General features: G+C 68.3%; 11 protein-coding genes. 1 reads left to right on the top strand and 10 read right to left on the bottom strand.

What is annotated here, in order from left to right; genetic code table 11:
* Window positions 1-14: 14 nt before the first annotated feature.
* From ACFWDI_RS28875 to ACFWDI_RS28830, 10 genes are all read right to left on the bottom strand, one after another.
* Window positions 15-1,562 (bottom strand): CHAD domain-containing protein, encoded by a 1,548-nt coding sequence (locus tag ACFWDI_RS28875; protein ID WP_385308284.1) that lies wholly within the window; start codon window positions 1,560-1,562, stop codon window positions 15-17.
* A 101-nt stretch (window positions 1,563-1,663) separates the two neighbouring features.
* The gene (rodA, locus tag ACFWDI_RS28870) at window positions 1,664-2,866 is read right to left on the bottom strand and encodes a rod shape-determining protein RodA (RefSeq protein ID WP_385308280.1); all 1,203 of its coding nucleotides are present in this window, start codon (window positions 2,864-2,866) and stop codon (window positions 1,664-1,666) included.
* A gap of 3 nt (window positions 2,867-2,869) precedes the next feature.
* On the bottom strand, window positions 2,870-5,038 hold the full coding sequence (mrdA, locus tag ACFWDI_RS28865) for a penicillin-binding protein 2 (protein WP_385308276.1): 2,169 nt from the start codon (window positions 5,036-5,038) through the stop codon (window positions 2,870-2,872).
* A 13-nt stretch (window positions 5,039-5,051) separates the two neighbouring features.
* Entirely contained in the window at window positions 5,052-5,720 is a 669-nt protein-coding gene (gene mreD / locus ACFWDI_RS28860) for a rod shape-determining protein MreD (protein WP_385308273.1), read from the bottom strand.
* Between the two features lie 17 nt (window positions 5,721-5,737).
* The gene (mreC, locus tag ACFWDI_RS28855; protein ID WP_385308271.1) at window positions 5,738-6,751 is read right to left on the bottom strand and encodes a rod shape-determining protein MreC; all 1,014 of its coding nucleotides are present in this window, start codon (window positions 6,749-6,751) and stop codon (window positions 5,738-5,740) included.
* Window positions 6,752-6,867: 116 nt separating this feature from the next.
* On the bottom strand, window positions 6,868-7,887 hold the full coding sequence (locus ACFWDI_RS28850) for a rod shape-determining protein (RefSeq protein ID WP_326655195.1): 1,020 nt from the start codon (window positions 7,885-7,887) through the stop codon (window positions 6,868-6,870).
* Window positions 7,888-8,144: 257 nt separating this feature from the next.
* Window positions 8,145-8,558, bottom strand: coding sequence for a nucleoside-diphosphate kinase (gene ndk, locus ACFWDI_RS28845; protein WP_385308268.1), 414 nt, complete (start codon window positions 8,556-8,558; stop codon window positions 8,145-8,147).
* A gap of 64 nt (window positions 8,559-8,622) precedes the next feature.
* Window positions 8,623-8,976 carry a DUF4233 domain-containing protein gene (locus ACFWDI_RS28840; protein ID WP_327323600.1) on the bottom strand — a complete coding sequence of 118 codons (354 nt, stop codon included), beginning with the start codon at window positions 8,974-8,976 and terminating at the stop codon, window positions 8,623-8,625.
* Window positions 8,977-8,982: 6 nt separating this feature from the next.
* Complete coding sequence (locus tag ACFWDI_RS28835) at window positions 8,983-10,473, bottom strand: bifunctional folylpolyglutamate synthase/dihydrofolate synthase (RefSeq protein ID WP_385308264.1); 1,491 nt, start codon at window positions 10,471-10,473, stop codon at window positions 8,983-8,985.
* 206 nt (window positions 10,474-10,679) lie between these two features.
* Window positions 10,680-13,301: a valine--tRNA ligase gene (locus ACFWDI_RS28830; protein ID WP_385308261.1), complete on the bottom strand. Its 2,622-nt coding sequence runs from the start codon at window positions 13,299-13,301 to the stop codon at window positions 10,680-10,682.
* Between the two features lie 136 nt (window positions 13,302-13,437).
* Between ACFWDI_RS28830 and ACFWDI_RS28825 the strand changes: the two genes are divergently transcribed.
* Window positions 13,438-14,412: a hypothetical protein gene (locus ACFWDI_RS28825; RefSeq protein WP_385308258.1), complete on the top strand. Its 975-nt coding sequence runs from the start codon at window positions 13,438-13,440 to the stop codon at window positions 14,410-14,412.
* The last annotated feature ends 612 nt before the right edge of the window (window positions 14,413-15,024 follow it).

The raw sequence follows: 15,024 nt of genomic DNA, 5'->3' as shown, positions 1-15,024 counted from the left end.
GCGTACCCCGAGGCTCAGTGGCTCAACGCCGCGCGAAGATCTTCGTCCGAAGCCTTCTGCCACACCTCGGGCAGCTCCCGCTCCCGCTCGGCGGCCTGCGCCTCCTCGTGGCCGTACAGCAGTCCCCAGGTGAAGGCTGACTCCCCGGCCGCATGCGCCTGGATGCCGAGATCCCGCAGCGCCTCGCGGGCGACGACGCTGTCCTGGTGGTCGCCGAGCACCGTTTGCACGTCCTTCATCCGCTTGGCGAACCGCTTGGCGGGCTTGCCGAGCGCGGGGGTCGCCGCCTCGCCGGCGTACCGGGCGCGCTTGGCGGCCTTGCGGGCGTCGTGCATCGCCAGGTCGCGTTCGTGTCCCGGGGAGAGCGCGAGGGCATGGTCGACCCGGGCGGCCAGCCGGTCGTAGCTCTTGAGGACGGCCTTGGGGATGACCCTGGCGGCCGTGCCGAACGCGGCCTTCAGCAGCGGAGGGTCGGCGAGCAGCGTGTCCAGCGAATCGAGCAGCGCGAGGTACCGCTTGCTGTCGAGTACGGCAGTGGCCTTGCGGCGCGCGCCCGAGCCACGGGCGACGGTCCAGATACGCAGCCGCCCGCGCACCGGGCCGAGCAGCAGCGTCCTGGGCAGGGCGTCGATCCGGGAGCGCAGCCGCTCGGTGAGCACCTCGTGGTCACGGGCGACGCCCAGCTCACCGGCCAGCCATTTGAGCTCCTCGCCGATCGGGTCGGTGACGGTGCGATCGATGATCTTGCGGTACGTCTTGAACGCGCTGCGCAGCCGCCTGGTGGCGACCCGCATCTGGTGGACGGAGTCGGGCAGATCGCGACGCACGGCGGGGTCGTACGCGATGATGGCGGCGGCCTGTTCGCGCAGGTAGGCGAGGATGTAGTCGCCTGCGTTCGCGGGCTCTTCGGCGGGGACGGGGGCCGTCGGCTCCGCGCCCGCTTTCGCGTGCTTGCCCTCCTTGGGAGCCGTCTCCGCCAGGGCCCTGGCCAGCTTGGACGGCCAATGGGCCGGGCGCAGGCCGGCCTTGCGGAGCTTCTTGTCGACCGCGTCCAGGAGCGCCGGGTCCCCATCGTCGGCGAGCTCGACCTCGATCTCGTCCCACTGCGCCGTGCGGCCGCCGTCCGTGAGGCGTTCCGCGCGTACGCCGTCCCTGCTGAGCTCGGCCAGCGGGGCACCGTCCGCGTCGACCAGATCGTGGATGTGCCGCGAGGACCGCAGGCGCACCACGGGGACGAGTTCGGCATCCCGGGTGCGGGCCCGGACCAGACTCTGCAGGACGTGCGGGACCGCATCGGACAGCGGCGCGGTGATCTCGTCCCTCACACCCGGTGCGACGGGGAGCTTGAGGTGCCAGCCCGCGTCCGTCCCGCCCGTTCTGCGGCGCAGGGTGATGGAGGCGGCGGCCAGGCGCAGGTCTGCCGTGTCGTAGTAGACGGCGTCGAGCTCGGCGACGCCCTTGTCCTGGACGGCCGAGACGCCGGCCACCCGGGTCAGGTCCGGCAGCCCGGTGTCGGGGGTGGCTTCGTACTTCCGCTCGATCTCGCGCTTGGTGTCCGCCATGAACCGAACTTAGTCGTCGAAGCTCGTTTGCGGCAGACCCACTCCGCGACCGCGCTGTCCTCGACCGGCGGACGCGGTTGCCGGGCTACGCGGTTATCGGGCTACGCAGTTATCGGCCGCTGCACCCGGATCGACTGCAGCAGTCCGATCGCGATCCAGACCGCGAACATCGAGGTGCCTCCGTACGACACGAACGGCAGCGGCAGACCCGCCACCGGCATGATGCCGAGCGTCATCCCGATGTTCTCGAAGGCCTGGAAGGCGAACCAGGCGATGATCCCGGCGGCGACGATCGTGCCGTACAGCTCGGTCGTCTCGCGTGCGATACGGCAGGCGCGCCACAGGACGACGCCGAGCAGCAGCAGGATCAGAGCCGCACCGAGGAAGCCGAGCTCCTCGCCCGCGACCGTGAAGACGAAGTCCGTCTGCTGTTCGGGGACGAACTGGCCGGTGGTCTGGGAGCCCTTGAACAGACCTGTGCCGGTCAGTCCGCCGGATCCGATCGCGATCCGCGCCTGATTGGTGTTGTAGCCGACACCGGCAGGGTCGAGCTCCGGGTTGGCGAACGCCGCGAAGCGGTTGATCTGGTACTCGTCCAGCAGTCCGAGCGCGGTGACCAGTACGGCGCCGATGGCTCCGGTGGCGATCAGACCGAGGATCCAGCGGTTGGATGCGCCGGAGGCGAGCAGCACTCCGAGCACGATCACCGCCATCACCATCACCGAACCGAGGTCCGGCATCAGCATGACGATCGCCATCGGCAGGGCCGCCAGGCCCAGCGACTTGGCGACCGTGCGGTGGTCCGGGTGCAGCAGGTCGCCGGCGTCGACGCGCGCGGCCAGCATCATCGCCATCCCCAGAATGATCGTGATCTTCACGAACTCCGAGGGCTGCAGGGAGAAGCCGCCGCCGATCACGATCCACGCGTGCGCGCCGTTGATCGTCGCGCCGAGCGGGGTGAGGACCAGCAGGACGAGCAGTACGGACAGCCCGTACAGGACCGGGACCGCGCCGCGCAGGGTGCGGTGCCCAAGCCAGATCGTGCCGACCATCAGCGCGAAGCCGATACCGGTGTTGAGGGCGTGTCGGAAGAGGAAGTAGTACGGGTCGCCCTGGTTGAGCTCGGTGCGGCCGCGCGTCGCGGACCACACCAGCAGCGCGCCCACGAAGGAGAGCGCGAGCGCCGAGAAGAGCATCGGCCAGTCGAGCCTGCGCACCACGGAGCCGCGGGCGGAGAGCTGGGACCACAGACCTCCGCGCTCGGGCCCGTAGCCGGAGACGGAGAAGCCACTCGAGCCGGCCATGTCTCAGTCCCTCCGCGCGGGCGGGCCCGCGAGCTGCTGTTCCTCGGCCGGGGGCTCCTGCTTCTCCGGCTCGTACGGCTCGATCTTCGGGGCGTCGATCGAACCGTCCGCCCCGATCTTCGGAAGCGCCTTCTGCGGCTCGGGCAGCAGTGCCTTCTTCAGGTCCTGGCCGCCCTTCTCGTCGAGTCCGTACATCGCCTCGTAGATCTTGCGTACGGCGGGACCCGAGGCGCCGGATCCCGTACCGCCCTGGGCGATCGTCATGATGATCGTGTAGTCCTTGGTGTACGAGACGAACCAGGAGGTCGTCTGCTTGCCGTAGACCTCGGCGGTACCCGTCTTGGCGTGCATCGGGATCTTGTCCTGCGGCCAGCCGCCGAATCGCCAGGCGGCGGAACCGCGGGTCGTGACTCCCGCGAGGGCTTCGTCCATCTGGTCCCGGGTCCGGGCGTTCATCGGCAGCTTGCCGTGCGAGGTGGGCTTGATCTCCTGCACGGTCTTGCCGTCCGCGCTGATGACGGCCTTGCCGATGGTGGGGTTGTGCAGTGTGCCGCCGTTGGCGATGGCGGAGTAGATGGTGGCCATCTGGATCGGGGTGACGAGCGTGTCGCCCTGGCCGATCGAGTAGTTGACGGAGTCACCCGCTCGCATCCGGTTGCCTTCGAGGCAGTTCTCGTACGCGATCTTCTCGACGTAGTCGCCGTTCTTCTTGCCCTGCTTGCACCAGCCGTCCTTGTTGGCCTCCCAGAAGTTCTGCTTCCACCGGCGGTCCGGGACGCGGCCCTTGACCTCGTTGGGGAGGTCGATGCCGGTCTCCTTGCCGAGGCCGAACTGGTGAGCCGTCTTGTAGAACCAGTCGTTGGTGCGCTTCTTGGGCTTGGTGCCGCCGTCCTTCTGCCATTCCCGGTGGGCGAGGCCGTAGAAGACGGTGTCGCAGGAGACCTCCAGGGCCCTGCCGAGGGAGATGCTGCCGTAGCCCTTGGACTCGAAGTTCTTGAAGACCTGGCCGCCGACGGAGTACGAGCTGGGGCAGGGGTAGCCGCCGTCGAAGGGGTAGCCGGCGTTGACCGCGGCCGTCGACGAGACCACCTTGAAGATCGAGCCGGGGGCGGCCTGGCCCTGGATCGCGCGGTTCAGCAGCGGGTAGTTGGAGGCCTTGCCCGTGAGCTTGGCGTAGTCCTTGCCGGAGATGCCGCCGACCCAGGAGTTCGGGTCGTATGTCGGCTGGGAGGCCATCGAGACGATCCGGCCGGTCTTGTTCTCCATCACCACGACGGCACCGGCGTCGGCCTTGTAGTTCTTGTCGGTGTTCTTGTCGAACTCCAGGCGGGCGGCCTTCATCGCGTTGTGGAGCTCGTACTCGGCGACCGCCTGTACGCGCGCGTCGATGGAGGTGACGAGGTTGGCGCCGGGCTGGGCCTTGTCCCTGGCCGCCTCGCCGATGACCCGGCCGAGGTTGTCGACCTCGTAGCGGGTGACGCCGGCCTTGCCGCGCAGCTCCTTGTCGTAGGTGCGCTCGAGGCCGGAGCGGCCGACCTGGTCGGAGCGGAGGAACGGCGAGTCGGTGTCCTTGGCCTTGGTGATCTCCTCGTCGGTGACGGGCGAGAGATAGCCGAGGACCTGCGCGGTGTTGGTCTTTCCCGGTCCGGTGTAGCGGCGTACGGCGGTGGGCTCGGCGGTGATGCCGGGGAAGTCCTCGGCGCGCTCGCGGATCTGCAGGGCCTGCTGGGTGTTGGCCTCGTCGGTGACCGGGATCGGCTGGTAGGGCGAGCCGTTCCAGCAGGGCTGCGGGGTCTTGGCGTCGCAGAGCCGGACCTTGTCCATGACGTCCTTCGGCTTCATGCCGAGGACACCGGCGAGCCGGGTGAGGACGCCTTTGCCGTCGTCCTTCATCTTCATCAGCTCGGTGCGCGAGGCGGAGACGACGAGGCGGGTCTCGTTGTCGGCGAGCGGGATACCGCGGGAGTCGAGGATCGAGCCGCGGACGGCCGGCTGGACGACCTGCTGGACGTGGTTGTTCTTCGCCTCGTCGGTGTACTCCTGGCCGTTGCGGATCTGGAGGTACCAGAGGCGTCCGCCGAGGGTGAGGAGGAGGGAGAAGACAAGCACCTGAATGATGACGAGCCGGATCTGGACCCGGGGGGTCCGCCCGGTCTCCGGAATGTTGCTCACGCTGCCCCCTCGATCACAGTCGCTTGACTCCCTTGATACGCCCGGCCCTTGCCACCCTGGCCCGGGTGACCTTCACCCGCAGTCCGCGCTGTTTGCCGATGCGCAGGCCCGTGCCGGAGCTGTTCCAGCGCGCGGCGACATCGCCGCCACCGCCGCTGCTCTGGCTCTCGCCGAGCGGATCGTTCTCGGAGCGTCTGGCCAGCGCCATGATCAGCGGCACGGTGAACGGCGCGAGCAGCAGGTCGTAGACGGCGGCCGTGAACAGCAGGCTGCCGAGGCCCACATGGCGGGCCGCGGTGTCGCCGACGAGGGCGCCCACGCCCGCGTACAGCAGTGTCGATCCGATGGCGGCGGCGACGACCGCGATCATCGGTGCGGTGGCGGACCTGAGCTGGCCGTTGTCGGGGCGCACCAGGCCGGCGAGGTAGCCGATCACGCAGAGCACGAGCGCGTAGCGTCCGGCGGCGTGGTCGGCGGGCGGGACGAGGTCGGCGAGCAGTCCGGCGCCGAAGCCGATGAACGCGCCGGCCATGTGCCCGTACACAAAGGCGAGTCCGAGGACGACGAGCAGCAGCAGATCGGGGACGGCGCCGGGGAGCTGGAGGCGGGCGAGGACAGAGACCTGGATGACGAGAGCGACCACGACGAGTGTCGTGGAGAGCAGCATCCGGTTGAAACGCATGAACGGATCAGCTCCTACTACTCGACATCGTTCTGGCCGCCGGCGTTGTCCGGGTCCTGGCCATTGCCGTCAGCTGTGGCGCCGACGTTGCCCTGGGCCTCCTCGCCACCGTCGCCGTTCGGCGACGGGGTGACCGTCACCGTGACGGTCGGGGTGGGCTTGGGCGCGGCGGGCTTGGACGGCAGGACCGTGTCACGCGGATCGGACCTGGGCGCCTGGACGACGACGCCGACGATGTCGAGCTGGGTGAAGCCGACGAAGGGGCGGACATAGATGTTCCTGGTGAGGGAGCCGCCGGAGGGGTCGACACGGACGACCTCGCCGACCGGGACACCGGGCACGAAGGGCTTGCCGCCCTGCGAGCCGAAGGTGACGAGCCGGTCGCCCTTCTTCACCTTGGCCTTGCCGTTGAGCAGCTGGACGGAGAGCGGCCGGTCGCCCTGGCCGGTGGCGAAGCCCAGTTCGTCCGTCTTCTCCATCCGGGTGCCGACGGTGAAGTCCGGGTCGTTGGCGAGCAGTACGGTCGAGGTGTTCGGCCCGACGGTGGTGACCCGGCCGACGAGTCCGTCGCCGTTGAGGACGGTCATATCGCGCTTGATGCCGTCGTTGGAGCCGATATCGATGGTCACCGTCCAGGAGAAGCCCTGGGCCGCTCCTATGGCGATGACCTCGGCGCCCTTGATGCCGTACTGGCCGGCGCCCGCCTTCTTGAGCATGGTGTCGAGTTCGCGCACCCGGCTGCGGTTGCGGTCGTCGCTGCCGAGTCTCAGCTTCAGCGCGGCGTTCTCCCGCTCCAGCTCGCTGATGCGATCATGGCGCTCGCCGGAGTCCCGTACGGCCCCGATGGCGTTGCCGATCGGGTCGACCGCTGTCGCGACGCCGTTCTCGACGGGTCCGAAGACCGTGGCGGCGGCCTGCCGGGCGCCGTCGACCGGTGACTCCTCGCCTCCGCGGATATCCACCGTGATCAAAGCGAACGCGATGGCGATCAGCAGCACCAGGAGCAGCCGGCTCTCTCGTGTGTCCCTCACGTGCGGCGGCCGTGCCTTCCTCGTAGGAATGTTGATGTCTGTATATCAACGACCCGCCGTACGGGTTGGCAGGCCCCCGTACGGCGGATTCGTGAGTCTCCGCGGCGAGACATGACCTAGCGGCGGGGCTGGGCGTCCAGTACCTGCTGGAGCGCCTCGAACTCCTCGACACACTTGCCGGCTCCGAGAGCCACGGAGTCCAGCGGATCCTCGGCGATATGGATCGGCATGCCGGTTTCGCGGCGCAGCCGCTCGTCGAGACCGCGCAGCAGCGCGCCGCCGCCGGTGAGGACGATGCCGCGGTCCATGACATCGCCGGAGAGCTCGGGCGGGCACTTGTCGAGGGTGGTCTTCACGGCGTCGACGATCGCGTTGACCGGTTCCTCGATCGCCTTGCGGACCTCGGCGTCGGAGATCACCACGGTCTTCGGCAGACCGGAGACGAGGTCACGACCGCGGATCTCGGTGTGCTCGTCCTTGCCCATGTCGAACGCCGAGCCGATGGTGATCTTGATGTTCTCGGCGGTCCGCTCGCCGAGCAGGAGCGAGTACTCCTTCTTGATGTGCTGGATGATCGCGTTGTCCAGCTCGTCGCCGGCGACGCGGATGGACTGTGCTGTGACGATTCCGCCGAGTGAGATGACGGCGACTTCGGTGGTTCCGCCACCGATGTCGACGACCATGTTGCCGGTGGCTTCATGAACCGGGAGTCCCGAGCCGATGGCCGCGGCCATGGGCTCCTCGATGATGTGCACCTGCCGGGCGCCCGCCTGCGTCGACGCCTCGATGACCGCGCGGCGCTCAACACCCGTGATGCCGGAGGGCACACAGACGACGACGCGCGGACGGGCGAGGTACCGACGCTTGTGGATCTTCAGGATGAAGTAGCGGAGCATCCGCTCGGTGATCTCGAAGTCGGCGATGACGCCGTCCTTCAGCGGCCGGACGGCAACGATGTTGCCCGGTGTCCGCCCGATCATCTTCTTCGCCTCGGCGCCGACCGCCAGGATGCCGCCCGTGTTGGTGTTGATGGCGACGACGGACGGCTCGTTGAGGACGATCCCCCGGCCTCTGACGTACACCAGCGTGTTGGCGGTCCCGAGGTCGACAGCCATGTCACGGCCGATGAACGACATGTTGTTCCCCATGAGGATGCGTCTGGCCTTCCCAAATCGAGCGTTGATGGCTTTTCAGGATGGCGAGGTGGGTGCGCTGTGGCGTGGAGGCTTCCATCGTAGTGCCGCCTGCACGGACACCGCGCGGTGGACCACCTCTCTATTAGGTGACGAGGTGTCGGAGCGATGCGTTCCCGCAATACTCGTCCATATGCCTGGGGGCGACCGAAATTACTTCGGTCGCCCCAGGTCATGAGCGCTGTATGGCTGACGCCCAATCAGGAAAGTCCGGGGAAGAAAATCTTGAGTTCCCGAATGGCGGACTCCTCGGAGTCCGAGGCGTGAATGAGGTTCTCCCGGACGATCGTGCCGAAGTCACCGCGAATGGAACCGGGCGCGGCGGCGATGGGGTCGGTCGGGCCCGCCAGCTGGCGTACGCCCTCGATGACCCGCTCGCCGTCGACGACCAGCGCGACGACCGGGCCGGAGGACATGAACTCGACCAGCGGCTCGTAGAAGGGCTTGCCCTCGTGCTCACCGTAGTGCTGCTCGAGGGTTTCCCGGTCGAGAGTGCGCAGCTCCAGCGCGCTGATGGTCCAGCCGGCCTTGGCCTCGATACGGCCGATGATCTCGCCGATCAGGCCGCGGCGTACGGCGTCGGGCTTGAGCAGGACGAGCGTGCGCTGGCTCACGGTACGAGCTCCTTCATATACGGATTCAAGAGTTCAGAGGCTACAGGGCCGAACGAGTAGTCGATTACGCAGCGTCAGGTTCCGAGGAGGCCTGAGCGGCCCAGGACGCCTTGGCCTCGTCGATCTTGCGGCCGTAGTGGACCGAGGCCCACCACAGCGCCGCGAAGACCGCACCCAGGAAGAACATCGTGGGCACCACGAAACCGCTCACGATCAGCGCGATCTGCAGCGCCCAGCCGAGCTGCACCCCGCCCGGTCGGCCGATCATCCCGCAGAGCAGCACCGAGAGGAGCATCCCGACGCCGCAGACCGTCCAGACCGTCGCCATCGAGAGGTCGTCGAACTTCATGGCGACCAGACCGGCAAAGCCGATCACGAAGAATTCGCCGATCAGAGTGGATGCACAGAGCGTACGCATCAGTTGTCAGGCCCTTCCCAGGAGCAGCCGGGCCTCGCCGACCGTGATCACGGAGCCCGTCACCAGGACGCCGGCGCCCGCGAACTCGGACTCCTCCTCGGCGAGCGTGATCGCCGCCTCCAGCGCGTCGTCGAGACGCGGCTCGACGACCACCCGCTCGTCGCCGAAGACCTCCACGGCGACCGCCGCCAACTCGTCGACGTCCATCGACCGATGGCTCGAGTTCTGTGTGACGACGACCTCGGCGAAGATCGGCTCGAAGGCCTCGAGGAGCCCTCGGACGTCCTTGTCGCCGCTCGCGCCGACCACACCGATCAGCCGCGAGAAGCCGAAGGACTCGGTGATGCCGTCGGCGCTCGCGCGGGCACCGGCCGGGTTGTGCGCGGCGTCCAGGACGACCGTCGGGCTGCGGCGCACGACCTCGAGGCGGCCGGGCGAGGCCACCGAGGCGAACGCCCTGCGGATGGTGTCCATGTCCAGCGTGCGGGCCTGCTCGGCGCCGACGCCGAAGAACGCCTCGACCGCGGCGAGCGCCACCGCGGCGTTGTGCGCCTGATGCGCCCCGTACAGCGGGAGGAAGATCTCCTCGTACTCACCGCCGAGCCCGCGCAGCGTCACCTGCTGGCCGCCGACCGCGACTTCGCGGGAGACCACGCCGAACTCCATGCCCTCCCGGGCGACCGTGGCGTCGACCTCGACGGCCTTCTTCAGCATCACCTGCGCGGCGTCCACCGGCTGCTGCGCCAGGATCACCGTCGCGCCCTCCTTGATGACACCTGCCTTCTCGGCGGCGATCTCGGCGGGCGTGGTGCCGAGCCGGTCGGTGTGGTCCAGGTCGATGGGGGTGACGACGGCGACGGACCCGTCGATGACGTTCGTCGCGTCCCAGCTGCCGCCCATGCCGACCTCGACGACCGCGACATCCACGGGCGCGTCGGCGAAGGCGGCGTACGCCATACCGGTCAGCACCTCGAAGAAGGAGAGCCGGAACTCCTGCGCGGAGTCGACCATCTCGATGCACGGCTTGATTTCGTTGTAGACCTCGATGAAGCGCTCGGCCTCGATCGGGGCGCCGTTCAGGCTGATCCGTTCGGTGATCGACTGGATGTGCGGCGAGGTGTAGCGGCCGGTGCGCAGATCGAAGGCGCCGAGCAGAGCCTCGATCATGCGGGCCGTGGAGGTCTTGCCGTTCGTACCGGTGATGTGGATCGAGGGGTACGCGCGCTGGGGCTCGCCCAGCACATCCATCAGCGCCGCGATCCTGGCGACCGAGGGCTCCAGCTTGGTCTCGCCCCAGCGCCCGGCGAGCTCCTGCTCCACCGCGCGCAGCGCCTTGTCCACCTCCGGGTCTGCGGGCCGGGCGGGCACAAGGTCACCCTGGGGAGAACCGGCCTGCGCGCGCAGGGTACGGCTGCCGGCCTCGATCACCGCCAGGTCGGGGTCACGATTGGTCTCGGCGTCGACGATCTCTTCGAAAGGGTCCGGCTGCTCACTCACAGGACCAGTCTACGGAGGCGGAGTGACAGGACGTCCGCGCCCTGTCCTCGGCAGCGCGCCGCCCACGCGAGAGGCCCCGGGGGATCCCCCGCCCGACGCGAGAGGCCCCGGGGGAACCCCCGTCCCACGCGAGAGGCCCCGGGGAAACCCCGGGGCCTCTCGTACGTGTCCCGCGTGCGTGTCACGCGTGCGGGCCCGGCGTGCCGCTACGCCTCCGGCAGGCTGTTCAGCTGCGCGGTGATCCGAGCGATGTCCTCCTCGGCCTTGGCCAGGCGCGTACGGATCTTGTCGACCACGTTGTCCGGCGCCTTGGCGAGGAACGCCTCGTTGCCGAGCTTCGCCTGTGCCTGCGCCTTCTCCTTCTCGGCCGCGGCCAGGTCCTTCGCCAGCCGCTTGCGCTCCGCGCCCACATCGATCGTGCCGGACAGGTCCAGCGCGACCGTGGCCCCCGCGACCGGGAGGGTCGCCGTGGCGCTGAAGCCCTCGCCCTCCGGCTGCAGCCGCAGCAGCTGCCGGATCGCGGCCTCGTGCGGCGCCAGGGCGGTGCCGTCGAGGGTGAGCCGGGCCGGGACCTTCTGGCCGGGCTGCAGGCCCTGGTCGGAACGGAACCGGCGGACCTCGGTGACGACCCGCTGGACCAGCTCGATCTCCCGCTCGGCCGCCGCGTCCCGGAAGCCGCTGTCGCCGGGCCAGTCGGCGATGACGACGGACTCCTTGCCGGTGAGCGTGGTCCACAGCGTCTCGGTGACGAAGGGGACGATGGGGTGGAGCAGCCGCAGCGTGACGTCGAGGACCTCGCCGAGGACGCGCCCGGAGACACGCGCCTGCTCGCCGCCCGCGAAGTACGTGGTCTTGGACAGCTCGACGTACCAGTCGAAGACCTCGTCCCACGCGAAGTGGTAAAGGGCGTCGGACAACTTCGAGAACTGGTAGTCCTCGTAGTACGCGTCGACCTCGGCCACCGTCGCGTTGAGCCGGGAGAGGATCCACCGGTCGGCCGCCGACAGCTGCTCGGTGGGCGGCAGTTCGCCTTCCACCGTCGCGCCGTTCATCAGCGCGAAGCGGGTCGCGTTCCAGATCTTGTTGGCGAAGTTGCGGGAGGCCTGGACCCAGTCCTCGCCGATCGGGACGTCCACCCCCGGGTTGGCGCCACGGGCCAGCGTGAACCGCACGGCGTCGGAGCCGTAAGTGTCCATCCAGTCCAGCGGGTTGACCGCGTTCCCGAAGGACTTCGACATCTTCTTGCCGAACTGGTCCCGGACCATGCCGTGCAGGGCGATGGTGTGGAACGGCGGGGTGCCGTCCATCGCGTACAGGCCGAACATCATCATCCGGGCGACCCAGAAGAAGAGGATGTCGTACCCGGTGACCAGGACGGAGTTCGGATAGAACTTCTCGAGGCTCTCGGTCTGTTCGGGCCAGCCGAGGGTGGAGAAGGGCCACAGGCCGGAGGAGAACCAGGTGTCCAGGACATCGGTGTCCTGGGTCCAGCCCTCGCCCGTCGGCGGCTGCTCGTCCGGTCCGACGCAGACGACCTCACCGTTCGGCCCGTACCAGACGGGAATGCGGTGGCCCCACCACAGCTGGCGCGAGATGCACCAGTCGTGCAGGTTGTCGACCCAGCCGAAGTACCGGGACTCCATCTCCTTCGGGTGGATGTTCACCCGTCCGTCGCGGACCGCGTCACCCGCGGCCTGGGCGAGCGGGCCGACCTTGACCCACCACTGCATGGACAGCCGCGGCTCGATCGTCGTCTTGCAGCGCGAGCAGTGGCCGACGGAGTGCGTGTACGGGCGCTTCTCGGCCACGATCCGGCCCTCGGCGCGCAGCGCGCCGACGATCGTGGAACGGGCCTCGAGCCGGTCAAGACCCTGGAACGGGCCGTGCGCGGTGATGACCGCGTGTTCGTCCATGATCGCGAGATTGGCCAGGCCGTGCCGCTGCCCGATCTCGAAGTCGTTCGGGTCGTGGGCGGGCGTCACCTTGACGGCGCCCGTGCCGAATTCGGGGTCGACGTGGGTGTCGGCCACGACGGGGATCCGGCGGCCGGTGAGCGGCAGCTCGATCTCCGTGCCGACGAGGTGGGCGTAGCGCTCGTCATCGGGGTGGACCGCGACCGCGGTGTCACCGAGCATCGTCTCGGCGCGGGTCGTCGCGACAACGATCGACGCGTCGCCCTCTCCGTAGCGGATCGAGACCAGTTCGCCCTCGTCGTCCTGGTACTCCACCTCGATGTCCGAAATGGCCGTCAGGCAGCGCGGGCACCAGTTGATGATGCGCTCGGCGCGGTAGATCAGCTCGTCGTCGTAGAGCCTCTTGAAGATCGTCTGGACAGCCTGGGAGAGACCCTCGTCCATGGTGAAGCGCTCGCGGCTCCAGTCGACGCCGTCGCCGAGGCGGCGCATCTGACCGGAGATCTGTCCTCCGGACTCCGCCTTCCACTGCCAGACGCGCTCGACGAACGCCTCACGGCCGAGGTCGTGGCGGGACTTGCCTTCCTTCGCCAACTCGCGCTCGACGACGTTCTGGGTGGCGATACCGGCGTGGTCCATGCCGGGCTGCCACAGCGTCTCGTACCCCTGCATCCGCTTGCGGCGGGTCAGGGCGTCGATCAGCGTGTGCTCGAAGGCATGGCCCAGGTGCAGGGAGCCCGTGACGTTCGGCGGGGGGATGACGATGGTGTACGGCGGCTTCTCACTCTTGGGGTCGGCCGCGAAGTAACCGCGCTCTACCCAGCGCTCGTACAGCTTCCCCTCTACCTCGGCCGGCGCGTACTGGGTCGGCAGTTCGGGGCTGCTGGCTGGCTGCTGCTGAGCGTTCTCGGTCACGGGCTCAGTTTAGAGGTGTCACGGGGCCGTACTGAAACTGGAATGTTCGGTAACGGTGTGACCCCTGCCGCGCCATGGAGATGGCGATTGAGCCAGGATGTTCGGACGACATAAGTATCTGGAGGGGAACGCAGTAATGAGCTACAACCAGCCGGGCCCGTACGGCGGCCAGCCTCAGCAGCCCGGACCGTACGGTCAGCCGGGTCCTTACGGCCAACAGCCGCCGCAGGCCCCGCAGCCCGGCTACGGGTACCCGCAGCAGCAGCCGCCGCAGCCCGGCTACGGATACCCGCAGCAGGCCCCACAGGGCGTTCCGCCGCAGCAGGGCCAGTGGGGCCAGCCCCAGCAGCCGGGCCCGTACGGCCAGCAGCCCCAGTACGCCGGCGGCCAGGTGCCGCCCCCGCCGGCGGCCCCGAAGAAGAAGACGGGCCTGATAGTGGTGGCCTCGGTCGTGGCGCTCGCGGTGATCGGCGGCGGCGCGTATCTGCTGCTGGGGGGTGGCGGCGGCAACAGCGCGGTCGGGGACGACACCAAGGGCTACAAGATCACCCCGGCGGGGGCCATCGGCGAGTACAAGAAGAACGGGGCCGACACCCCCGTCCCGATGAACGCGAAGCAGAAGGCTAATGCGACCGCCATGGGGATCAAGAACCCCACGATGATCATGGCCAAGTACAAGGTGGACGACTCTTCCGACCCCATGAAGATCAAGGAGATGAGCCTGAACGGCACGTGGGGCGAGATCTCCGACCCTGAGAAGGCCATCGACATGGGCTTCTCCAACTATGGGAAGAAGGAGAACGCCGAACTCGGCAACGAGGGTCTCAAGCTCGAGCCTGTCGGCAGCCCCGAGGAGAAGACGCCGTCCGGCTTTGAGGGCGCGCTGATGAAGTGCCAGTACCTCAAGTTCACCAACCCGTCCGGGGACGGCACCCCCAAGAACGGGCCCAAGGAATTCCAGATCCCGACGTGCATCTGGGCCGACTACAGCACCTTCGGCGTGGTCAATGCCGTGGACACTGCCGGCGCGCTGGTGGGCAAGCCCCAGACCCTCGACGAGGTCGCCGAGCTGGCCGCCAAGCACTACAAGGCGTCGCGCACCAAGATATGACGCAGGTTTGAGCACGCCGTGGCTGTAAGGGCGAACATAGGCCTTGAGCCGCGTACATGCGTTGCGTTCTGCACGAGTGTGGTGTCCGGTGGGAGCTGCTTGGACACCACACTCGTCAACTGCTGCCGCAACTCCCAGCGCAGATGGAAGCAGACGACCGGGCTATCGCGCGGCCGCTGTTAGAAACAAGCGTCGAACGCGTCCCCATCACGAACGCCTATCTTGGTGAGCCCTGCATAACAGACCGCCCTTGTAGCGGGGTCACCCGCGTACTTGCAGGATGTCCGTACCTTGGGCCCCACGTTGTATCCCTTCGCTGCCAGATAACTTGCGCAGGAAGTAGGTGACGCGCTGGCGGGCGCAGCGGCCACCACGGGTAGGGCGAATGCCGACGCCGCCACGGCGGTCACCACGAGTACTCGTTTGATTTTGGTGCGCACTTTGCACCTTCCCCGTTCATTCGTTGGTTCAACTGTCGGACTGGGACTGGTCGCCCACGGACCCTTCCCGGTGATCCACGATCGGCGCAAGAGACTAGTGCGACGTTGTCTCGACCTCGATCACATCCTGGCTGAAACGATCAACAGCCAAAAAGGGGCGCCCGGCCAGTTC

The organism is Streptomyces sp. NPDC060064 (assembly GCF_042736455.1).
GTDB lineage: Bacteria > Actinomycetota > Actinomycetes > Streptomycetales > Streptomycetaceae > Streptomyces.
Note: the sequence above shows the minus strand (reverse complement) of the source record. Positions and strands in the feature narration are given on the sequence as shown.